Below are 22,072 nucleotides of genomic sequence, written 5' to 3'. Positions count from 1 at the left end.
GAAAAAAGGCCCGAAGCCGTGAGGCCTCGGGCCGAATCCACCAAAGGAGGAGGGTGGAGGAGACAAACTGAAAGGAGACTCGCCGATGCCGCCTTGCTGCGCCGCTGCGGCGGCAGCACGACTCGCATCACATAAACATAAGTTTAACGTCATCCATGATGCGCTGCAATATCGCTGCGCCCATTCCGCGCGCCTGCACCCGGTGCCGGGTGGTGTCAGAATCGCCATGCACTGCACAAATTCACGGAACGCGAGGCCCACGATGGAATGCACGGTGAACTGGTTGCCCGCCTCGGGCATGGCCTTCAGTGCCGAGACCGGCAGCGGCCACCTGCTGACGATGGATGGCGCGCCCGACGGCGGCGGACGCAACCTGGCCCCGCGGCCGATGGAAACGCTGCTGGCGGGCGCCGGCGGCTGCACCGCGTACGACGTGGTACTGATCCTCAAGCGCGGCCGTCACGACGTGCGGGGGTGCCAGGTGCGGCTGCAGGCCGAGCGGGCGAGCACCGACCCGAAGGTCTTCACCAAGATCCACCTGCACTTCGTCGTCACCGGACGCAACCTGCCCGAAGCCGCCGTGCAGCGCGCGATCGAGCTGTCGCACGACAAGTACTGCTCGGCCACCATCATGCTCGGCAAGACCGCCGAGGTGACCACCAGCTACGAAGTGGTCGAGGCCACCTGAGGCCCGGCGCCCGGCCGCCCGAAGCCGGGCCGCGGCCCCCCCGGGGGGCGGGCGAAGCCCGGGGGCGAAGATCCGATGCCCGGCGCCCGGCCGCCCGAAGCCGGGCCGCGGCCCCCCCGGGGGGCGGGCGAAGCCCGGGGGCGAAGATCCGATGCCCGGCGCCCGGCCGCCCGAAGCCGGGCCGCGGCCCCCCCCGGGGGGCGGGCGAAGCCCGGGGGCGAAGATCCGATGCCCGGCGCCCGGCCGCCCGAAGCCGGGCCCCGACCCCAGCGGTGGGCGTCCGAGGGGCCGAAGTACAGGGTCGGCTCAGATGTAGTGGGCGGTCGTCGTCATCACCTTGGCCGCCGCCCGCATGGCCCAGCGCACCGGCACGGGCAGCGTGACGGCGCCGGCCGCCTGCGCCCGGTCGGCATGGCGCGCCTCGTCCTGCTTCATCTGCTCCACGATGGCGCGCGAGGCGGTGTCCTGCGCGGGCAGCCTCTCCAGATGCCCCTGCAGGTGCTGCTCGACCTGCCGCTCGGTCTCGACGACGAAGCCCAGGCTCACCGGGTCGCCGCCGACGCGGCCCGCCACGACGCCGATGGCGAACGAGCCGGCATACCACAAGGGGTTGAGCAGGCTCGTGCGCCCGCCCAGGTCGTGCACCCGGTCGGCCGTCCACGCGAGATGGTCCGTTTCCTCGCGAGCGGCCTCCTCCAGATGCGCCTTGAGGGCCGGGTCCCGGGTCACGAGCGCCTGGCCGGTGTACAGGGCCTGCGCACACACTTCCCCGACATGGTTCACGCGCATCAGTGCTGCGGCCAGTCGGCGTTCATCCTCGGACAGGGGCCCGGGCTGCACGGCCGGCTGCGGCCGCGGCCGCCCGGCTCGGTGCACTCCGAAGACGGTGCGCAGCGCGTTGTCCGCGGTGGAAATCAAGGTATCGACGGCACTCAGGGGCATGGTGTCCAGCGCATCAAGAGACGAGCACGGTGGGGCCCAGGCGCAGGCCCGCGCCGCGCTCGCGTGAGCACGTATTGTGGTCCACGGCCCGCCATGCTAGCGGCGTCCGGCACGTTGTGCGCAGACAACAGCGAACGCCGAAATCCGGCGCCAAGTCTGGCCTCCCTAGAACCGCTCTGGTGGAATAACGACAACTTCCGCGAGGAGGTTGGCCTGAAGAGCGGCGCCAGTTCACTCTCAGGGCCTCTTGTTCAACCTAGGGAAGGTCTGAACAACCCGCTCTGCCGCCCGGATTGCGGCATCGTGGCGCCGGCCTGGCGTCGCTTTCGAGCCGGATTTCGCCCGTGCAGGGCGGTTTTTGGCGGGTTTCCCCGCCTTACGGACGCACTGCTCCCGTCGTCGGCAACAAACGCCGGCGCGCCATCCACAGGTTCGACAGCGCGAACAGCGTCAGCACCTGCGCCGCGTTCTTCGCCAGGCCGCGGTAGCGCACCTTCGTGTAGCCGAACTGCCGCTTGATCACCCGGAACGGGTGCTCCACCTTCGCCCGCAGACTGGCCTTGTAGCGCTCCCACCGCTCGGCGTAGCGCCGCTCGCGCTCGTTCTTCATCGCACGCAGCTTCGACGGCTTCTCCGCGATCAGGAATCCGGCGTCCACGTCCTGCAGCTCCTCGCGCTTCTCGGCACCCGTGTAGCCGCTGTCGCCGCACACCGTGTCTTCCCGGCCGTGCAGCAGCTTGTACACCTGCGTCACGTCGGCCACGTTCGCCGCCGTGCATTCCACGTGGTGCACCAGACCGGACGCGTCATCCACGCCGATGTGCGCCTTCATCCCGAAGAACCACTGGTTGCCCTTCTTGGTCTGGTGCATCGCCGGATCGCGCTCGCCCGCCTTGTTCTTGGTCGAGCTCGGCGCACTGATGATCGTGGCATCCACGATCGTGCCACTGCGCAGGCTCAGGCCCTTGCGCTGAAGATGGGCGTTGACCTGCTCGAAGAGCTTCTCGGCCAGCCCGTGCGTCTCCAACAGCCGGCGGAAGTTGAGGATCGTCGTCTCGTCCGGGATGTCGGCAAGCCCGCCCAACTGCGCGAAGCGGCGCATCACCGGCGTGTCGTACAAGGCTTCTTCCATCGCCGGGTCGCTGAGCGCATACCACTGCTGCAGGAAGTGGATGCGCAGCATCGTCGCCAACGGATAGGGCTGGCGACCGGGACGGCCCATCTTCGGGTAGTGCGGCTCGATCAGACCCAGCAGCGCCTGCCACGGCACCACCTGCTCCATCTCCGCCAAAAACACCTCGCGCCGCGTGCGCTTGCGGCTCCCCAGACCCTCGGCATCACCGAACGACAGCTGCATCGCACTCACCCCGATCACGGTGAGGCATTGTCGCGCAATCGGGCGGAGTTGTTCAGACCTTCCCTAGGAGATAGTTGCAATGAAAAAATCTCTTCTCGCTCTCGCCGTGCTGGGCGCGTTCGCCGGTGCGGCGTCTGCGCAGTCGTCGGTGACCCTGTATGGCCGTGTCGACCTGAGCGTGGCTCGCAACATCGGCAGTGACACCACCGTCCTGCAGAACGGCTCCGGCAGCCGTCTGGGCGTCCGCGGTGAGGAAGACCTCGGCGGCGGCCTGAAGGCGACCTTCAACATCGAGCACCGCTTCGCCGCCGACACCGGCGCCGTGGGCACGAACAACAACGGTGCCGACAGCGCCACGACCAACTTCTGGCACGGCCGCTCCCTGGTCGGCCTGGCCGGTGGCTTCGGCAGCGTGAACTTCGGCCGCGAGTACAGCCCGCTGTTCTTGTACGTCGCTCTGCCGGCCGATCCGTGGGGCTTCGATACGGTCGCGGCCAACGGCTCGCTGCTGGGCGGCATCACCCCGTCTCGCAAGAACAACACCCTCAACTACTCCTCGCCGAACATGTCGGGCTTCCGCGCTCACGCGCAGTTGTCCCTGGACGAGAAGGTCACCAACACGGCTGACGAGGAGTACGGCATGGGTGTGGCGCTGACCTACTCGGCCGGTCCGATCTTCGTCGGCTTCGGCTACGACCGTGGCGTCGCCCCTGCCGGCTCTGCCGAAGAGTCGCCCAGCTACATGCTGCTGTCGGGTTCGTACAACTTCGGCGTGGCCAAGCTGATCGCTGCCTACGGCCGCGGCACCAGCCGCCTGGACCAGAAGCATCGTGACATGCACATCGCCGCCACCGCTCCGCTGGGCGTCGGCGAACTGCGTGTGTCGTACAACCAGCTGAAGAACACCACGACGGACGTCAAGGTGTCCTCGAAGTGGGGCCTGGGCTACCACTACCCGCTGTCGAAGCGCACCACGGTGTACGCCGACGTCGCTCGCGATGGCGAGGTCGCCAATCACAAGACCGGTGCCAACATCGGTCTCAAGCACAACTTCTGATCGAAGTTGATGCCGCAGAAGCCGCCTCCCGACGGGAGGCGGTCTTCCCAGAGCGCCCACGAGCCGCAGGCTGGTGGGCGTTTTCTTTGGTGCGGTCCGCGTAGCCGGCTGCCGCCCGTGTGACAGGATGCGGCCGCATCCCGTGCACCGCGCCCCTCAGGGCTGTTCGTCCTGACAGGCCAGTCTACGGGCAATCCCCTTTGACGCCCGATCTTCGTTTTGCTGTAGTTCGGGCTTTGAATAATTCGAGGTTTCCTCATGGTGCATCGTTATTCCTTCGCAGGGGGGATCGCTGCGGCCTTCGCGGCGGCTGCGGTGGCTACCGCGGCCGTTCCGGCCGTGGCCAAGACCTTCAAGTGGACCAGCGCGAGCGATATCCCGACCTGGGACATCCACTCCCAGAACAACGCCCTGTCCAACGGCATCCACGCCTGGGTGTATGAATCGTTGTTCTATTACGACCGCAACTTCAAGGTCGAGCCGATGCTGGCCACCGGCTACAAGCAACTGACGCCGACGCAGTTGCGAGTCACTCTGCGCAAAGGAGTCAAGTTCCACGACGGCGCGGATTTCAACGCCGATGACGTGGTCTTTTCGCTCAACCGCGCGATGGACAAGGCGTCGAACTTCGGCGTCTATACCCAGGGCATCGACAAGGTGGTGAAGGTCGACGACCACACCGTCGACATCTTCACCAAAGGGCCCAACCCCGTGCTGCTGCGCCAGCTGACCGAGCTGCGCATGATGGACAAGGACTGGGCGGAGAAGAACCGTTCCACCACGCCGAAGGACATCCGCTCCAAGGACGAGAACTTCGCCCACCGCAACGCCAACGGCACGGGTCCCTTCATGCTCAAGAGCTGGGACCAGGACGTGCGCATGGTGCTGGTGCGCAACCCCAACTGGTGGGGCAAGATGGAGGGCAACGTCACCGAGATCGTCTACACCCCGGTGAAGTCCGAGGCCACGCGCGTGGCGGCCCTGATGTCGGGCGAGGTGGACCTGGTGCTCGACCCCTCGCCGACCGACCTGCCGCGCCTGCGCGCCAACCCCGCGCTCAAGGTCATCGACGGGGTCGAGAACCGCACGATCTTCCTCGGCATGGACCAGTTCCGCGACGAACTGCCGGGCTCCAACGTGAAGGGCAAGAACCCGCTGAAGGACGTGCGGGTGCGCAAGGCGCTCTACCAGGCCATCGACATCAACGCCATCCAGAAGAACATCATGCGCGGCCTGTCGCAGCCGACCGGCACGCTGATCGCGCCGCAGGTCAACGGCTGGACGAAGAAGGCCGACGTGCGCTACCCCTACGACGTGGAGGCGGCCAAGAAGCTGCTGGCCGAGGCGGGCTACGCGAACGGCTTCGAGGTGGACTTCGCCTGCCCGAACAACCGCTACATCAACGACGAGGAGATCTGCCAGGCGATCACCGCGATGTGGGCGCGCATCGGCGTCAAAGCGAAGCTGCGCACGCTTCCGCTGGTGACCTACTTCCCGATGATCCAGCGCTACGAGGCGAGCATCTACATGCTGGGCTGGGGCGTGCCGACCTTCGATGCGCTGTACTCCCTGCAGTCCCTGGTGCGCTCGGTGGGGGCGCAAGGCGACGGCAACTACAACGTCGGCCGCTACAGCAACCCGCAGATGGACGCTCTGGTGGAGCGCATCAAGAAGGAGGGCGACATCGCCACGCGCAACCAGCTCATCGAGCAGGCGCTGCTGCTGTCGCACCAGGATGTCTCCCACATCCCGCTGCACAACCAGGTCATTCCGTGGGCGATGAAGAAGAACGTGAACGTCTATCATCGCGCCGACAATCGGATCGACATCCGCAGCGCGCGCGTCGACTGATCTTGCCTGAGGGACGCGGGGCCGCGCAGACCGCGTGCCCCGAGTCGCCTTTCACGACTGCCGCGCCACCCGCGCGGCAGCGGCGCTTCTGTCGTCAGGGGCGCATGCGTGCTTGCAGCGGCCGGACCTCACACCGGCCCGAAAGTGAGTTCAGATGCTGGTATTCATCATTCGACGCCTGCTCCAGGCCGTCATCGTGATGCTCACGGTGGCCTTCATCGCCTTCATGCTGTTCCAGTTCGTCGGCGATCCGGTCACCAACCTCCTCGGTCAGGACGCCACGCCCGAGCAACGCGACGAGATCCGCGCCGAGTTGGGGCTGGATCAGCCCTTCGTGGTGCAGTTCGCGCGGTTCGTCGGCAATGCAGTGCAAGGCGAGTTCGGCCTGAGCCTGCGGCAGGGCCGCAAGGTGTCGACGCTGATCCTCGAACGCTTGCCCGCGACCATGGAGCTGGCCTTGTCGGCCGCGGTGCTGGCGCTGGCGCTCGGCATCCCGATGGGGGTGTACGCGGCGCTCAAGCGGGGCACCTTCTTTTCGCAGGTGCTGATGACCTTCTCGCTGCTCGGGGTGTCGTTGCCGACGTTCCTGATCGGCATCTTGCTCATCCTCGTGTTCTCGGTCACGCTCAAGTGGTTGCCGAGTTTCGGCCGCGGAGAGGTCGTCCAGCTCGGCTGGTGGACCACCGGCCTGCTCACGGTGGACGGCTGGCGCCACTTGATCCTGCCGGCGGTGACGCTGGCGATCTTCCAGCTCACGCTCATCATGCGCTTGGTGCGCGCCGAGATGCTGGAGGTTCTGCGCACGGACTACATCAAGTTCGCGCGGGCCCGCGGGCTCACAGACCGGGCGGTGCACTTCGGGCATGCCTTGAAGAACACGCTGGTGCCGGTCATCACGATCACCGGCCTGCAACTGGGCTCGCTCATCGCCTTTGCCATCATCACCGAGACGGTGTTCCAGTGGCCCGGCATGGGGCTGCTGTTCATCCAGGCGGTGAGCTTTGCCGACATTCCCGTGATGGCGGCCTACCTGTGCCTCATCGCGCTGATCTTCGTCGTCATCAACCTGGTCGTGGACCTGCTGTACTTCGCCGTCGATCCGCGTCTGCGCACCGCGCGCGCTGCCGGCCACTGACCTGCGTCCTCCTGCCACGGCGCCGCGGGATCTCGGCGCTCCTCGTCGAACGAGCCTCACGATGAATCCGACCTCCACTGCTTCTTCCGCGCCCACGGCGCCGGCCCCCGGCCGCTGGCGCCGCTTTCTGGACAGCGATCTGTGGTACAGCTTTCGCACTTCGCCCGTGGCGATGGCAGCGGCCCTGATCGCTTTCGTGTGCATCTTCTGTGCGGTGTTCGCCGGCTGGGTGGCCCCGCACAACCCCTTCGATCTGGCCACCTTGGAGCTTGGGGACTCGCGCCTGCCTCCCGCGTGGTTGGAGGGGGGCAAGTGGACCTACGTCTTCGGCACCGATGACCAGGGGCGCGACATTCTTTCCGCGCTGATGTACGGCGCGCGCATTTCGCTGTTCGTGGGTGTGGCGTCGGTGTTGCTGTCGATGTTGATCGGCGTGTCGCTGGGCTTGTTGTCCGGCTTCGTGGGGGGCAAGCTCGACACGGTGATCATGCGCATCTGCGACGTGATGCTGTCGTTTCCCACCATCCTGGTGGCCCTGCTGATCGACGGGGTCGGCCGGGCGATGTTTCCGGACGCGCACGAGACGCTGGCGTTCACGGTGTTGATCCTGTCCATCGCGCTCACCAAGTGGGTGGACTACGCCCGCACGGTGCGCGGCTCCACGATGGTGGAGCGCAACAAGGAGTACGTGCAGGCGGCGAGGGTGATCGGCGTGCCGCCCTTGCGCATCATGTACAAGCACGTGCTGCCGAACGTGACCGGGCCGGTGCTGGTGCTGTCCACGATCCAGATCGCGCAGGCCATCATCATCGAGGCGACGCTGTCGTTCCTCGGCGTCGGCGTGCCGCCCACCTCACCGTCGTTGGGCACGCTGATCCGCATCGGCAACGACTTCCTCTTCAGCGGTGAGTGGTGGATCACGATCTTCCCCGGTGCGATGCTGGTGCTGATCGCGCTCAGCGTGAACCTGCTGGGCGACTGGCTGCGCGACGCGCTCAACCCGCGGCTGCGATGAGGAGAGAGCGATGAACGCACCGCTGTTGCAAGTGAAGAACCTGCGCGTCGAGTTTCCGACGCGCCGGGGCACCCTGGTCGCTCTGGACGACGTGTCGTTCGACATCGCGGCGGGCGAGATCCTGGGTGTGGTCGGCGAGTCGGGGGCCGGAAAGTCCCTCACCGGAGCGTCGATCATCGGCCTGCTGGAGCCGCCCGGGCGCATCGCCGGGGGCGAGATCCTGCTCGAGGGGCGCCGCATCGACCGGCTGCCGCACGAGGAGATGCGCCGCATCCGCGGGCGCAAGATCGGCGCGATCTTCCAGGACCCGCTCACGTCGCTGAACCCGTTGTACACCGTGGGGCGGCAGTTGGTCGAAACGATCCAGACGCACCTGCCCGTCGGCGCGGCCGAGGCCCGCCGTCGTGCGATCCAGTTGCTCAAAGACACCGGCATCCCGGCGGCCGAGGAGCGCATCGACCACTATCCGCACCAGTTCTCGGGCGGCATGCGTCAGCGCGTCGTCATCGCGCTGGCCTTGGCGGCCGAGCCCAAGCTCATCGTCGCCGACGAACCCACCACCGCGCTGGACGTCTCGATCCAGGCGCAGATCATTTTCCTGCTCAAGCGCTTGTGCAAGGAGAAGGGCGCCGCCGTGATGCTGGTGACCCACGACATGGGGGTGATTGCCGAGACCTGCGACCGCGTGGCGGTGATGTATGCGGGTCGTGTCGCGGAGATCGGCCCGGTGCAGGACGTCATCCACGCCCCGGCGCATCCGTACACCGTCGGCCTCATGGGCTCCATCCCTTCGATGGAGGACGAACGCGAGCGGCTGACGCAGATCGACGGTGCGATGCCGCGGCTCACCGCGATCCCGCCCGGTTGCGCCTTCCATCCGCGCTGCCCGCATGCCTTCGAGCGCTGCCACCGGGAGCGCCCGGATCTTCTCGACGCCGGCCGCACACGCGCTGCGTGCTGGCTCCACGCGGCCCGGCCGTCGGATGTGGCGACTGCACCGGCCGTCTTCCAACCGAACGCACTGACCGACGCATGACCGCTCTCATCGAAGTCAATGACCTGGCCAAGACCTTCGATGTCTCGGCCCCGTGGCTCAACCGCGTCATCGAGCGCAAGCCCAGGCAGTTCGTGCACGCGGTCGACGGCGTGAGCTTCGCGATCGAGCGTGGCAAGACGCTGGCCCTGGTGGGCGAGTCGGGCTGCGGCAAGAGCACGGTGGCGCGGCTGCTCGTCGGCTTGTACGACCCCACGCGCGGCGAGGTGCGCTTCGACGGGCAACCGACGGCCGCGGCGTTCGCGAGCCGCGCCGGGCGTGCGCTGCGCAGGCGGATGCAGATGATCTTCCAGGACCCGTACGCGAGCCTCAATCCCCGTTGGAAGGTGCGCGAAATCATCGCCGAGCCGTTGCGCGAGCATGGGCTGCTGACCGACGCGGCCGCCATCGAGCAGCGCGTGGCAGAGCTGCTGCGCATGGTGGGCCTGGCCGCAGCGGACATGGAGAAGTACCCGCACCAGTTCTCGGGGGGGCAGCGGCAGCGCATCTCGATCGCGCGAGCCTTGGCGACCCGGCCGGAGTTCCTCGTGTGCGACGAGCCCACCTCGGCGCTGGACGTTTCGGTCCAGGCGCAGGTCCTCAACATCATGAAGGACCTGCAGCGCGACCAGGGCCTGACGTACCTGTTCATCTCGCACAACCTGGCGGTCGTGCGCCACGTGGCCGACGAGGTGGGCGTGATGTATCTGGGTCGTCTGGTGGAGCTGGCGCCCAAGCGCACGCTCTTTGCGCAGCCGCAGCACCCCTACACACGGATGCTGCTCGATGCGATTCCCGACATCCGCATGACCGGCCGCGCGCGCACGCCGGTGCAGGGAGAGGTGCCCAACCCGCTCAACCCGCCTTCGGGATGCGCCTTTCACCCCCGCTGCCCGCATGCCCGCGAACGCTGCAAGCGCGAGCGTCCCGCGTTGCTGGAGTTGCGGGGCGTGAAGGTGGCGTGCCACGCGGTGGAGGAAGGGCGCCTCTGACAGAGGCGCACCTCGGGGTGACTCGGCGCGCCAGCCGCGCCGGTTGGCCTCGGCACCCTGCTGCGCGAGGTCCGGGCGACTAGCGCGCGGCGTAGGGGTCGTCGAACCCGAGGGCCAGCAAGATCTCGGTCTCGCGCGCCTCCATCGCCTCGGCCTCGTCGTCGGACTCGTGGTCGTAGCCTTGCGCGTGAAGCGTGCCGTGCACCAGCAGGTGGGCGTAGTGGGCCTCCAGCGTCTTGCCCATCTCGCGCGCCTCGCGCTCGACGACAGGCGCCGCGAGGATCAGGTCGGCGACGACCACCGGTTCGTGTGCGTAGTCGAAGGTCAGGACGTTGGTCGCGTAGTCCTTCCCGCGATAGTCGCGGTTGAGGGTGCGACCTTCGTCCTCATCGACGATGCGCACGGTGATCTCGCCCGGCCGTTCAAGGGCCGCGCGCATCCACCGCATCACGCGGTGGCGGGGCAGCAGCGCGCGGTGGCGTGCGTCGGCGAACTGCAGCGACAGGCGCAGCGCCGGCAGGACGGCGCGCCTCATTCCTCGGCCGCCTTCTTGGCCGCGTCGTAGGCCTCGACGATGCGCGCCACCAGCGGATGGCGCACCACGTCGGCGGCGGTGAAGCGCGTCATCGCGATGCCTCGCACCCGCCGCAGCACCCGTTCTGCATCGACCAGGCCGCTCTTCTGCCCGCGGGGCAAGTCGATCTGGCTGACGTCGCCCGTGATGACTGCCTTGCTTCCGAACCCGATGCGGGTGAGGAACATCTTCATCTGCTCCGGCGTGGTGTTCTGCGCCTCATCGAGGATCACGAAGGCGTGGTTGAGCGTGCGCCCGCGCATGAACGCGAGCGGTGCGATCTCGAGCGTGCCCTTCTCGAACGCCTTGGTCACGCGGTCGAAGCCCATGAGGTCGTACAAGGCGTCGTACAGTGGACGCAGGTAGGGGTCGACCTTCTGTGCCAGGTCGCCCGGCAAGAACCCCAGTCGCTCGCCCGCTTCGACCGCGGGGCGCGTGAGGATGATGCGCTGCACGGTATTGCGTTCCAGCGCATCCACGGCGCAAGCGACCGCGAGAAAGGTCTTCCCGGTGCCGGCGGGCCCGATGCCGAAGGTGACGTCGTGGCTGAGGATGTTGCGCAGGTACTGGTCCTGGTTGGGCGTGCGCCCCTGCAGGTCGGCGCGGCGCGTGCGCAAGACGATCTCCTCGTCTTCTCCGGCCTCCTGCGTGTGGCGTCGGTCCTCCGGTTGCATGGCCTCCACCAGCGCGAGCTGGAACTCATCGGCAGGGATCGGGGCCCCGGCGCGGTCGTACAGGCTTTGCAGCAGCGCGACGGCGCGCTCGGCCTGTTTCCTCGAGCCCTCGATGCGAAACGACTCGTTACGGCGGGAGATCGAGACGTCGAGCGCGGCTTCGATGCTGCGCAGGTGCTCGTCCAGCGTGCCGCACAGGTGGGACAGACGTTGATTGTCGAGTGGGATGAAAGCGTGTCGCAGTATCACTTCGGGGCCTGGGTGGATGCACCTTTGGGAGGGCGAGCACATCGCGCGCCGCCCCTCATTCTCGGATTGTCCGCAAAGAGGGGCTTCCCCGAGAATGCGCGACCATGATCTTTCTTCCGTTCAGCGTCCGTGGCCGGCCTTGGCTGGCCATCGCGGGGCTGGCCGGCCTGCTGGCCGTGGTGCCCCTCGTGGCCTGCGTGACGGCGTGGGCGTCTCAGGCCTCCTCCGCGGTGCACGTGATCGATCAGGCTCGGGTCGAGGCGCCGGCCGGGGCCGACGCTCCCGCCGCGGCTTCGGCCTCACAGGTCCAGCGTCTGCCCGACGAATGGACCTCGAGCCGGCCCGGCTTCGCCGGCACCGTGGTCTATCGCCTGGATCTGCCGCCGGCTCCTTCGGCCGATCCGCGGGCCCTCTACCTGCCACGCGCTTGCGGGGCGATCGAGGTGAGGTGGGCGGGGCACACGATCCTGCAGCGTCCGCAGGCCGGGCCTCCCCGTTGTGACCAGGCGCAGCTGGTGGCGTTGCCCGGCGACACCGCCCGCGGCGGGCTGGTCGAGGTGCGCCTGGCCGGGCGGCCTCGCAGCGAGACGCTGCTGCGCCAGGATGCAGGCTACTTCGGGGCGCCCCGGGTGGGCCCCGAATGGCTGCTGCACGCGCGGGCCGAGCGTCAGCGGGCCGCGGGAGTGTGGCTGCCGAGGATGTTGGCGGCCATGCTCGGGCTGTTTGCGCTCGGCTGGCTGGCGGTCGCCTTGTGGGGCGGCGCGGCCATCGCAGGGCCCACCGGGCTGCTGTTGGGCGGCGCGGCCCTGCTGGAAGCGCGCGAGCTCTGGCTCGGCTGGTTGCCCGCCGGACGGCCCGCCGAAGCAGCGGTGGCCATGCTCATTGCCGCACTGGCGGGCGGCACGGTGCTGTGGCTGCAGCGATGGGAGGGGGCCCGGAGGCGGCGGGTGGAGGCCGCGCTCTTGGCCCAGGTCCTGCTCGTGCCGCTGACGGTGCTGGTCGTTCCGGCTGCGCTCGTGCACGACGCGGCGCTGGGCTGGTGGGTGGTGCACTGGCTGCAGGTGGCCGTCGCGGTGGGGGTGTGCGTGCGGGCGCTGCACCGCGGCGGCCGTGCTTCTTCACCCTGGGTGGCGGCAGGTGGCGGCCTGGCGCTGGCGTTCGCCGCCGTGGAATGGGCCGTGCAGGCCGGCGCGGGCGACTTGCCCGCCAGTCAGCCGACGGAGTACGCCCTGCCGGTCCTGCTGGCCGGGCTCACGCTGGCGGCGGCACGCCACTTCGTCGCATCGACGCGCGGGGAGGTCGAGGCGCAGGCCGCGATGGAGCAGGAGGTGGCACGACGCACCGCCGAGATCGAGCAGCGCTATGCGGAGATGGCCGAAGCGCGCATCGAGCAGGTGGCCGAAGCCGAACGCAAGCGCATCGCCGGCGACCTGCACGACGACCTCGGTGCGAAGCTGCTCACCATCGTGCACACCAGCAGCGACGAGCGCATCTCCACCCTGGCGCGCGAGGCCCTGGAGGAGATGCGGCTGTCCGTGAGGGGGCTGACCGGCAAGCCGGTCAAGGTGGCCGATGCGCTGGCCGACTGGCGCGCCGAGACGGTGTCCCGGCTGGGGCAGGCCGGCATCCAGGTGGACTGGATGACCGAGCACGACAACGACGAACGGCATCTGGCGGCGCGCGCCTACGTGCAGACCACGCGCATCCTGCGCGAAGCGGTCAGCAACATCATCAAGCACAGCGGGGCCAACGCGTGCACCATCCGCTGCGTCATCGACGAGACCGACTTCAACCTCGTGATCCAGGACAACGGCCGCGGGATTCCGCTCGAGTTGGACGGCAAGCTCGACCGAGGCCACGGCATGGCGAGCATGAAGCGCCGCGCGAAGCAGCTCGCGGGCCAATGCCTGGTGGAATCCGGCCCCGGCTTCGGCACGGTCATCCGTCTGACGCTGCCGCTCTGAGGGGGAGGGCGCCGCGCGGAGCCGGCTCGAGCGTTCCGGGCGCGCCACACCCCCCGGGCCGGGCGATGGAGTCTGCGGCGGGCCGCTGGTACATTTGCTCGGCAGCTGCCTTCTGCAGCGCGTGAGCGCCTCATGCACATCCTGCTCCTGGAAGATCTTCCCGAGATCCGTCAATGGCTGAAGGCGTTGGTGCTGCAGGTTTTTCCTGCCGTGCGCGTCTCCGAGAGTGCGCGCGTGCACGACGCACTGGAGCAGATCACCGCGCTGCGCTTCGATCTGGCGCTCATCGACCTCGGCCTGCCCGACGGGTCGGGCGTGGAGGTGGTGGCGGCACTGCGCGAGTCCCAACCGGACGCGCAGGCGGTGGTCGTGACGATTCACGACGATGACGACCATCTGTTCCCGGCGCTGCAGGCCGGCGCCTTTGGCTACCTGCTCAAGGAGCAGCCGAAGGAGCAGCTGGCCGAGCAACTGCAGCGGATCACCCAGGGGGAGCCGCCCTTGTCGCCTTCCATTGCTCGAAGAGTGATCGCCTACTTCGCCTCGCAGGCGCGCAACCAGCCGCAACAGGCCGAGCCGTTGCTGCCGGCGGTCCAGCTGACCGAACGCGAGAACGAGGTGCTGCTACGTGTGGCCAAGGGGTTCACATTGCCCGAGATCGGCGTGCAGCTGGGCCTGTCCCGGCACACCATCGCCGACTACGTCAAACAGATCTACCGCAAGCTCAACGTCTCGTCCCGTGCCGAGGCCGCGCTCGAAGCGCAGCGCCTGGGCCTGTTCAAGCGCAACTCCCGCTGAGCCGCTCCCTCGTGCTGGTCGGCGCCGGGGCGTCGCCGGGGATAATCGGGCGATGATCGGTCGTCTCACGGGCGTGCTGGCGGACAAAGCCCCTCCGCAGGTCTTGATCGACGTCGGTGGCGTCGGCTACGAAGTCGACGTGCCGATGAGCACCTTCTACAACCTGCCCTCGCTCGGCGAGCGCGTGACCTTGCTCACCCATTTCGCCGTGCGCGAGGACGCGCAGGTGCTCTACGGCTTTGGCACGGCCGAGGAGCGTGAGGCCTTTCGCCAGCTCATCAAGATCTCGGGCGTCGGCCCACGCACGGCGCTGGCCCTCCTGTCGGGGCTGAGCGTGGCCGACTTGGCCCAGGCGGTGAGTCTGCAGGAGCCCGGCCGCCTGGTGAAGGTGCCCGGCATCGGCAAGAAGACGGCCGAGCGTCTGCTGCTCGAACTCAAGGGCAAGCTCGGCCCCGAGCTCGCGCGCCCCCAAGGGGTGGCGTCCGACACCCAGGCCGACGTGCTGCAGGCCCTGATGGCGCTGGGCTACAGCGACCGCGAGGCCGCAGCAGCGCTCAAGGCACTGCCGGCCGACGTCGGCGTGAGCGAAGGCATCAAGCTGGCGTTGAAGGCCCTGGCCAAGTGAGGCCGAGGCGCCCTCCCGCAGATCCACCATGACCATCCAGACCGACGATTTCGCCCCGCCGCCGCGTCAGCGTGTGGTGTCGGCCACGCCAGCCTCGCCCCACGAGGAGGCGATCGAGCGCGCGCTGCGCCCCAAGATGCTCGACGAGTATGTCGGCCAGACCAAGGCCCGCGAGCAGTTGGAGATCTTCATCGGCGCCGCCAAGAAGCGCGGCGAGCCCTTGGATCACGTGCTGCTGTTCGGCCCGCCCGGCCTCGGCAAGACGACGCTCAGCCACATCATCGCGCACGAGCTGGGCGTCAACCTGCGGCAAACCTCGGGGCCCGTGCTGGAAAAACCCAAGGACCTGGCCGCGCTGCTCACCAACCTCGAGCGCAACGACGTGCTCTTCATCGACGAGATCCATCGGCTGTCGCCGGTCGTCGAGGAGATCCTCTATCCGGCGCTGGAGGACTACCAGATCGACATCATGATCGGTGAGGGCCCGGCGGCCCGGTCCATCAAGCTGGATCTGCAGCCGTTCACGCTGGTGGGTGCCACCACGCGGGCGGGGATGCTCACCAACCCGCTGCGCGACCGCTTCGGCATCGTGGCCCGGCTCGAGTTCTACACCGCCGAGGAGCTGGCGCGCATCGTCACCCGTTCCGCCGGCCTGCTGGGCGCGCCCATCGACCCTGCCGGCGCCATCGAGATCGCGCGCCGGTCGCGCGGCACGCCCCGCATCGCCAACCGCCTGCTGCGCCGAGTGCGCGACTACGCCGAGGTCAAGGGCGACGGCCGCATCACCAAGACCATCGCCGACAAGGCGCTGGCCATGCTCGACGTCGATCCGCTGGGCTTCGATGTGATGGACCGCAAGCTGCTCGACGCAGTGATCCACAAGTTCGACGGCGGCCCGGTGGGGTTGGACAACCTGGCTGCCGCGATCGGCGAGGAGCCGGGCACGATCGAGGACGTGATCGAGCCCTACCTCATCCAGCAGGGCTATCTGCAGCGCACCCCGCGCGGGCGCATCGCCACCTTGGCCGCGTACCGCCACCTGGGGCTGCAGCCGCCGGCCAAGCCGGGCCTCGCTCCGGATCTGTTCGACGAATAGGTTCCGCGGCCCGCGTCGGGTGCCGGCCCGCGCGGTCGCCTCGGCTCAGGCCGCGGCGCCCTGCGGCGGCGCGGCCTCGGCCGGCCGCTCGCGGCCGCTGGTCAACACGCTCACGAGCCACAGCCCGGCGATGATCGCGGCCGCGTAACCCAGCTGCGCCGGCAGCGACCACAGGTGCGCGTTCCACAGGAACGCCGCCGTCGCACCGAGCAGCCCCAGGAAGAGCAGCGCGGCCGTCACCTGCGCCCAGCGGCTCACTTCGGGGTCGTACAGCCGCACCTGGCGGATGTCGAAGGGCGGCTTCGGGTAGCGGGCCGCCACATCGGCCGGCCGCCAGCCCGGCGGCATGAACCACACCTTGAGCTTGTCGCTCCAGCGGCGTGCATGCCAGGCGTCGAGCCACAGATCGCGATAGACCTGCAGGTTCGCCCACAGCGGGTTCCAGCTGCGCAGCGGCGAGCGGGTGCCGTACACGCAGGGCTGCGCGTCGTCCTCCTCCTCGAAGGTGCCGAACAGGCGGTCCCAGACGATGAGGATGCCGCCGTAGTTCTTGTCCACGTAGCGGTCGTTGACCGCGTGGTGCACGCGGTGGTTGCTCGGGGCGCAGAAGACACGGTCGAACCAGCCGAGCTTGCCGATCTGCTGCGTGTGCACCCAGTACTGGTAGAGCAAGTCGATCAGCGCGACCGCGGCGAACACCACCGGCGGCACCCCGAGGAGGGCCATCGGCAGGTAGAACAGCCAGCCGCCGATCCAGCCGGTGCTGGTCTGCCTCAGCGCGGTCGAAAGGTTGTAGTCCTCGCTTTGGTGGTGCACGGCGTGCGCAGCCCACAGCACCGCGCACTCGTGCCCCAGGCGATGGTGCCAGTAGTAGAAGAAGTCGTACAGGAGGAGCGCGCCCACCCACACCCACCAAGCGTCGGCAGGCAGATGCCAGAGGGCTGCCGCCTCGTACACGGCGGTGTAGACGCCGACGGCGAACAGCTTCGTGAACACGCCCACCAGCTGGCTCATCATGCCCAGACCGATGCTGCTCATCGCATCGTTGAGCCGGTAGGTGTTGCGCCCCCGGGCCAGGCCCACCGCATACTCGATGGCGATCAGCAACAGGAACACGGGTGTCGCCAGTACGATGACGCGGGCACCTTCCATCGGAACCTCCATCCCTGGAAAAGCGCGTATCGTGCGCGATCCGCCCTCGTCCGCCGATCCGGATTCGCCCGCCCCCAAGCTCCCGCTTCTCAGGCGGCGCGGCCCAACCGGTCCCCGTCGCTGAACTCGTCCCTGCCGCTGTGCGCCAAATGCATGGTGTCCGCCCAGCCCACCAGCGTGAAGCCTTCGTCGGTGTGCAAGAGCCGGTTGATGCTCGCGTTGCCCAACTGCCACGTGCGGGGCGCCTGCAGGTCCACCCGGGAGGCCGCGCGGTACAGGCAGTCCAGCACGCCCCCGTGGGCGACGAGCGCGATCGTCTGCCCCCGGTGGGCGGCGGCCAGCCGCTCGGCGGTGCCCACCACGCGCTCGTAGAAGCCCCGCAAGGTCTCCCCGCCGGGCGGGCCGAAGTCGGCGTCGCGCCGGCGCCAGCGCAGTGCCTCGTCCGGCCAGCGGGCCTCGATCTCCTTGAACGTGTACCCCTCGAACCGCCCGAATCCGCGCTCGCGCAGCCCCCGTTCCTTTCGCAGCGGGGCCCGTGCGGCCTGGGCCACGTAGTGCGCCGTTTCCCAGGCGCGCCGCAGGTCACTGGCATAGATGGCGTGCAGGGCTTCCTCCGACAGCGCCTCGGCCAGGCGCTGCGCCTGCCAACGCCCCGTCTCGTTCAAGGGGATGTCGAGATGCCCTTGGATGCGCGTATCCACGTTCCACGCCGTCTCGCCGTGGCGGATCGCGATGATGCGGGTGACCTGGCTGTGGGGCATCGTCACCCCAATCGTCGGTTCAAGGTGTAGGTGCCCGAGAACCGGGCCTCGGCCAGCACGTGGCCGCGGATCGCCTCTCGCACCTGCGCCCCGGTGAAGCTGCCATCGACCGGGCAGCGCTCCAACTCCAGCGCATACAGCGTGAACACGTAGCGGTGCACACGGGCGTCGTTGAACGGAGGAAACGGCCCGTCGTAGCCGAAATACTGCCCCGCCAGCTCGTCGTTGCCGGCGAACCATCCGGTGTAGTCGTTCAGTCCGTGACGTGCCCCGTGCAGGGTCTGCGGTCCGCTCTTGCCACGCGGGGTGAACTCCCGGCTGAACTCGCCCTCGGCGATCTCCCGCAGCCCCGGCGGCAAATCCACCAGCACCCAATGGAAGAAGTCCACCCGCGGCAGGTCGGCCGGTACCTCGCGGTCGGGCTTGTTGACGTCGTCGCCGCGGCTCGGCACGTCCGGGTCATGGCAGATGAGCACGAACGACCGCGTGCCCGCGGGCGCCTCGCTCCAGGCGAGGTGCGGGCTCACGTTGCTCGAGAAGGCGACCCCCTGGGCGTCGTCCAGCCTGCCTGCCGCGAACTTCGCGGGGATGCGCGCGCCGTCCTGCCAGCTGTGGCTCCAAAGCTTCATGTCGACTCTCCTGGTCTGCGAGGGTGGGGCTCAGACGCCCCAAACGATTTCCTTGTCGGCCGCATGGGCGCGCTTCATCATCTCGATGAGCGGCCACACGCGCTGTCGCAGCGTCACGCCCTCCTGCGGCGGCAGTTCCTTGCCCTCGGCGCGCGCCTCTTCCTCCGCGCGGCGCCGGGCCGCTTCCTCCTCGATCACCGCCCGTTCGAGGGCGGCCATGGCGGCCGGCATGTCCTGCGGCAGGAAGATCCCCTGGGGCGCCGGCTCTCGCCCGAGGATGCGCAGGATCTGGTCGCCCGAGGCGCCGGTCATGATGACGTCGCCCGCGGCCTTGGACTTGAACTTGTAGAGCATCTCAGCGGTACATGTACGAGCGGTTGAACGGATACGCCGATTGTGCCCCCCGCATCGGCCCATCCTCCACACAGCCGCTCGGGCGCGCCGCAAGCAGTTGAAACAGTGAGATCCACCCGCGCTCGAAGCTCATCGCGCAGCCCGCGAGGTACAGCCGGTACGCCCTGACCGTCTGCTCGCGGGTCAGCTCTCGCGCCCGGTCCAACTGCCGCTCCAGCCCGTCCGACCAGGCCCACAAGGTGCGAGCGTAGTGCGGCCGCAGGCTCTCGGCGTCCAGCAGCTCCAGCCCTCCTTCGCACAGGGCTTGCGCCACCCGCGAGACATGCTCCAGCTCCCCGCCAGGGAAGATGTACTTCTCGATGAAGTCCCCCATCCCGCCGCCGAGTTGCGCGTTGTAGAGGCCTGCGGCCGTGATGCCGTGGTTCATCACCAGACCGCCCGGCCGCAGCAGCCGCCGGATCTTCGCGAAATAGGCCGCCAGCTGCGCGCGCCCCACGTGTTCGAACATGCCCACCGAGGCGATCCGGTCGTAGGGCTGGTCTTCCGGCACATCCCGGTAGTCCATCAGGTGCATCGTCACACGCCCCCTCAGCCCGCGTTCCTCGATCAGGCGGTTCACATAGGCGTGCTGGTTCTTCGACAGCGTGATCCCCGTGGCGTGCACGCCGTAGCGCTCGGCAGCCCACAGCAGCAGGCCGCCCCAGCCCGCCCCGATGTCCAGGAAGCGCTGCCCCGGCTGCAGGTCCAGCTTGCGGCAGATGTGGTCCAGCTTGGCTTCCTGCGCTTGCGCGAGCGTCATCTCCGGTTCCCGGAAGTAGGCGCACGAATACACGCGTCGTGGGTCGAGCCACAGCGCATAGAAGTCGTCCGAGACGTCGTAATGGAACTCGATCTGCCGCGCGTCCCGGTTTTTACGGTGCCTCCATCGGGAGTGCCAACGTCCCAGCCACTGCTGCCACGCTGGCCGCTCGCCGGCGGCCACCGGGTCTCCCACGAGGCTCGCCGCCACCGCCATCACGTCGCGCATGCCGCCTTCGATTTCCAGGCGTTGCTGGACGTAGGCGTCGGCCAGTGCGCCGATCTGACCGCGCGCCAGGGCACCCATCCAGCGGGGCTCGTTCAGGCGCAAGCGCACCTGGGCATCGCTGCGGCCGGCCTGGCCGCCCGGCCATTCCAAGGCGACGCTCAGTGGCAAAGCCTCCAATCGCTGCTCGATCAAACCGAACCATCCCTGCATGTCTTTTCCCCTCGTGAGACAGTGACAAATTGCACGTACCGCCAAGTCTTGCGCAAGCGGTGAAAGCCCGCATCAGAGGGGCCGTCCGTCCATTCATCGCACATCCCGGCGCAGGCGGCGCCTGCGTCCACTGTCGGATGACCCGGGGCGCCGAGATGTCACCCACCTGCTAGCATCGAAACATGACGCTTCAGGTGTTCGGTTTGCCCGTGTCCCGCGGCGTGGCCATCGGCCGCGCGGTGCTCGTCGCGTCCAGCCGGGTGGACGTGGCCCACTATTTCATTGCCCCTGACCAGATCCCCCACGAGATCGAGCGGCTGCGGCAAGCGCGGGACGCCGTGGCCGACGAGATCGAAAGGCTCAAGCGGGAGGTCCCCGATGACGCCCCGCCCGAACTCGTGGCCCTGCTGGACGTGCACCTGATGTTGCTGCACGACGAAACGCTCACCGGCGCCACGAAGCAGTGGATCACCGAGCGCCACTACAACGCAGAGTGGGCTCTTTCGGCTCAGCTGGAAGTCCTCGCCCGGCAGTTCGACGAGATGGAAGACGACTACCTGCGCGAGCGCAAGGCCGACATCGAGCAGGTCGTCGAGCGCCTGCTGCGCGCGATGAGCCGTCAGTCCGTCTCCACGCTCGCAGCCGTCTCCCAGACGCGTGAGCGCGATTGGGGCGGTGAGGAGCCTCTCGTGCTCATTGCCGGCGACATCGCCCCCGCCGACATGCTGCAGTTCAAGCGCAGCGTCTTCCAGGGCTTCGTCACCGACGTGGGCGGGCGCACCTCCCACACCGCTATCGTCGCCCGCAGCATGGACATTCCCGCCGTCGTCGGCGCCCGGGAGGCCAGCCGCCTCATCCGTCAGGACGACTGGGTCATCATCGACGGAGACGCCGGGGTGGTCATCGTCGATCCCTCCCCGATGGTGCTGGAGGAATACCGGTTCCGCCAGCGCCAGAGCCAGCTCGAGCGCGAGCGGCTGGCGCGCCTGCGCCACACACCCGCCGTGACGCTCGATGGCGAGCAGGTCGCCTTGCTCGCCAACATCGAACTGCCCCAGGACGCCCCCGCGGCACTGGCCGCCGGGGCGGTCGGCGTCGGGCTCTTCCGCACCGAGTTCCTGTTCATGAACCGGCAGGGCGAGTTGCCCGGCGAAGACGAGCAGTACGAGGCCTATCGCGCCGCGGTCGAGGCGATGCAGGGCCTGCCCGTCACCATCCGCACCGTGGACGTGGGGGCCGACAAGCCGCTCGAACGCATGAGCATGAGCGAGCTGCGCCACGAGCACACGCTCAACCCGGCCCTCGGCCTGAGGGCCATCCGCTGGAGCCTCTCGGAGCCCAGCATGTTTCGCATGCAGTTGCGGGCGATCCTGCGGGCCAGCGCCCACGGCAAGGTCCGCCTGCTCATTCCCATGCTGGCGCACGCCAACGAGATCCGCCAGACGTTCGAGATCCTCGCGCGCGCCAAGCAGCAACTGCGGGACGCCGGTGTTGCGCATACCGACGTCGAGGTCGGAGCCATGATCGAGGTGCCCGCCGCCGCGCTGCAACTCCCGCTGTTCCTGCGCCATTTCGACTTCATCTCGATCGGCACGAACGACCTCATCCAGTACACGCTGGCGATCGACCGGGCCGACGAAGCCGTCGCACACCTCTACGATCCCTGGCACCCGGCCGTCCTGCGCCTCATCGCCGACGCGATCCGCCTCGCCCGGCAGGCCGGCAAGGACGTGAGCGTGTGCGGCGAGATGGCCGGCGAGCCGGCCTTCACGCCCTTGCTGCTGGCGATGGGCTTGCGTTCGTTCTCGATGCACCCCTCCCAGATCCCGGCCGTCAAGCAGCGGATCTTGCGCTCCGACACCCAGAAGCTCGCCCTGCACCTGGCCTCG

The 22,072-nt window shown here is 68.5% G+C and carries 20 protein-coding genes and 1 pseudogene (1 of these 21 only partly in view); 12 read left to right on the top strand and 9 right to left on the bottom strand.

Annotated elements, in window-relative coordinates:
* Positions 1-262 precede the first annotated feature (262 nt).
* Entirely contained in the window at positions 263-688 is a 426-nt protein-coding gene (locus OMP39_RS13055) for an OsmC family protein (RefSeq protein ID WP_264892154.1), read from the top strand.
* A gap of 306 nt (positions 689-994) precedes the next feature.
* Here OMP39_RS13055 and coq7 read toward each other — a convergent pair whose 3' ends face one another.
* Together coq7 and OMP39_RS13045 are read right to left on the bottom strand one after the other, a co-directional pair.
* Entirely contained in the window at positions 995-1,630 is a 636-nt protein-coding gene (coq7, locus tag OMP39_RS13050; RefSeq protein WP_264892153.1) for a 2-polyprenyl-3-methyl-6-methoxy-1,4-benzoquinone monooxygenase, read from the bottom strand.
* A gap of 376 nt (positions 1,631-2,006) precedes the next feature.
* Positions 2,007-2,987 (bottom strand): IS5 family transposase, encoded by a 981-nt coding sequence (locus tag OMP39_RS13045; RefSeq protein ID WP_028915768.1) that lies wholly within the window; start codon positions 2,985-2,987, stop codon positions 2,007-2,009.
* Between the two features lie 79 nt (positions 2,988-3,066).
* Here OMP39_RS13045 and OMP39_RS13040 point away from each other — a divergent pair, with 79 nt between their 5' ends.
* From OMP39_RS13040 to OMP39_RS13015, 6 genes are all read left to right on the top strand, one after another.
* Positions 3,067-4,044, top strand: a complete 978-nt coding sequence (locus tag OMP39_RS13040) for a porin (protein WP_264892150.1) — start codon at positions 3,067-3,069, stop codon at positions 4,042-4,044.
* Positions 4,045-4,302: 258 nt separating this feature from the next.
* On the top strand, positions 4,303-5,895 hold the full coding sequence (locus tag OMP39_RS13035; RefSeq protein WP_264892149.1) for an ABC transporter substrate-binding protein: 1,593 nt from the start codon (positions 4,303-4,305) through the stop codon (positions 5,893-5,895).
* 154 nt (positions 5,896-6,049) lie between these two features.
* Positions 6,050-7,030: an ABC transporter permease gene (locus OMP39_RS13030; protein WP_264892148.1), complete on the top strand. Its 981-nt coding sequence runs from the start codon at positions 6,050-6,052 to the stop codon at positions 7,028-7,030.
* A 61-nt stretch (positions 7,031-7,091) separates the two neighbouring features.
* Positions 7,092-8,045, top strand: a complete 954-nt coding sequence (locus OMP39_RS13025) for an ABC transporter permease (RefSeq protein WP_264892146.1) — start codon at positions 7,092-7,094, stop codon at positions 8,043-8,045.
* Positions 8,046-8,055: 10 nt separating this feature from the next.
* Positions 8,056-9,081, top strand: a complete 1,026-nt coding sequence (locus tag OMP39_RS13020; RefSeq protein WP_264892145.1) for an ABC transporter ATP-binding protein — start codon at positions 8,056-8,058, stop codon at positions 9,079-9,081.
* Entirely contained in the window at positions 9,078-10,070 is a 993-nt protein-coding gene (locus OMP39_RS13015; RefSeq protein WP_264892144.1) for an ABC transporter ATP-binding protein, read from the top strand. The genes OMP39_RS13020 and OMP39_RS13015 overlap by 4 nt, the downstream gene beginning before the upstream one ends.
* A 79-nt stretch (positions 10,071-10,149) precedes the next feature.
* On the opposite strand, the gene ybeY is transcribed toward OMP39_RS13015, so the two are convergent.
* On the bottom strand, positions 10,150-10,605 hold the full coding sequence (ybeY, locus tag OMP39_RS13010; RefSeq protein WP_264892143.1) for an rRNA maturation RNase YbeY: 456 nt from the start codon (positions 10,603-10,605) through the stop codon (positions 10,150-10,152).
* Positions 10,602-11,567 carry a PhoH family protein gene (locus OMP39_RS13005; RefSeq protein ID WP_264892142.1) on the bottom strand — a complete coding sequence of 322 codons (966 nt, stop codon included), beginning with the start codon at positions 11,565-11,567 and terminating at the stop codon, positions 10,602-10,604. Before OMP39_RS13005 ends, ybeY begins: the two co-directional genes overlap by 4 nt.
* A 104-nt stretch (positions 11,568-11,671) precedes the next feature.
* Here OMP39_RS13005 and OMP39_RS13000 point away from each other — a divergent pair, with 104 nt between their 5' ends.
* From OMP39_RS13000 to ruvB, 4 genes are all read left to right on the top strand, one after another.
* Positions 11,672-13,531 (top strand): sensor histidine kinase, encoded by a 1,860-nt coding sequence (locus OMP39_RS13000; RefSeq protein ID WP_264892141.1) that lies wholly within the window; start codon positions 11,672-11,674, stop codon positions 13,529-13,531.
* A gap of 132 nt (positions 13,532-13,663) precedes the next feature.
* Complete coding sequence (locus tag OMP39_RS12995) at positions 13,664-14,329, top strand: response regulator (RefSeq protein WP_264892140.1); 666 nt, start codon at positions 13,664-13,666, stop codon at positions 14,327-14,329.
* 52 nt (positions 14,330-14,381) lie between these two features.
* On the top strand, positions 14,382-14,954 hold the full coding sequence (gene ruvA / locus OMP39_RS12990; RefSeq protein ID WP_264892139.1) for a Holliday junction branch migration protein RuvA: 573 nt from the start codon (positions 14,382-14,384) through the stop codon (positions 14,952-14,954).
* 28 nt (positions 14,955-14,982) lie between these two features.
* On the top strand, positions 14,983-16,050 hold the full coding sequence (gene ruvB, locus OMP39_RS12985) for a Holliday junction branch migration DNA helicase RuvB (RefSeq protein ID WP_264892138.1): 1,068 nt from the start codon (positions 14,983-14,985) through the stop codon (positions 16,048-16,050).
* A gap of 90 nt (positions 16,051-16,140) precedes the next feature.
* Here ruvB and OMP39_RS12980 read toward each other — a convergent pair.
* The 5 genes and pseudogenes from OMP39_RS12980 to OMP39_RS12960 all read right to left on the bottom strand — a co-directional run.
* A pseudogene (locus tag OMP39_RS12980) lies at positions 16,141-17,202 on the bottom strand (sterol desaturase family protein); the annotation flags it as partial.
* Positions 17,203-17,291: 89 nt separating this feature from the next.
* Positions 17,292-17,963 carry a histidine phosphatase family protein gene (locus tag OMP39_RS12975; protein ID WP_264892137.1) on the bottom strand — a complete coding sequence of 224 codons (672 nt, stop codon included), beginning with the start codon at positions 17,961-17,963 and terminating at the stop codon, positions 17,292-17,294.
* 2 nt (positions 17,964-17,965) lie between these two features.
* Entirely contained in the window at positions 17,966-18,592 is a 627-nt protein-coding gene (locus OMP39_RS12970) for a YbhB/YbcL family Raf kinase inhibitor-like protein (RefSeq protein ID WP_264892136.1), read from the bottom strand.
* Positions 18,593-18,622: 30 nt separating this feature from the next.
* Positions 18,623-18,946 carry a DUF1840 domain-containing protein gene (locus OMP39_RS12965; protein ID WP_264892135.1) on the bottom strand — a complete coding sequence of 108 codons (324 nt, stop codon included), beginning with the start codon at positions 18,944-18,946 and terminating at the stop codon, positions 18,623-18,625.
* Position 18,947: 1 nt separating this feature from the next.
* Entirely contained in the window at positions 18,948-20,183 is a 1,236-nt protein-coding gene (locus OMP39_RS12960; RefSeq protein ID WP_264892134.1) for a class I SAM-dependent methyltransferase, read from the bottom strand.
* A 182-nt stretch (positions 20,184-20,365) separates the two neighbouring features.
* On the opposite strand from OMP39_RS12960, the gene ptsP reads away from it, so the two are divergent.
* Positions 20,366-22,072 carry the 5' portion of a phosphoenolpyruvate--protein phosphotransferase gene (gene ptsP, locus OMP39_RS12955; RefSeq protein ID WP_264892132.1) on the top strand. 90 nt of this gene lie beyond the right edge of the window, so 1,707 of the gene's 1,797 nt are visible here — the first part of the coding sequence; the start codon lies at positions 20,366-20,368; its stop codon lies off the right edge, out of view.

This window comes from Schlegelella aquatica, from assembly GCF_026013905.1.
Lineage (GTDB): Bacteria > Pseudomonadota > Gammaproteobacteria > Burkholderiales > Burkholderiaceae_C > Caldimonas > Caldimonas aquatica.
This window is presented reverse-complemented; position numbering and strand designations above follow the sequence as displayed.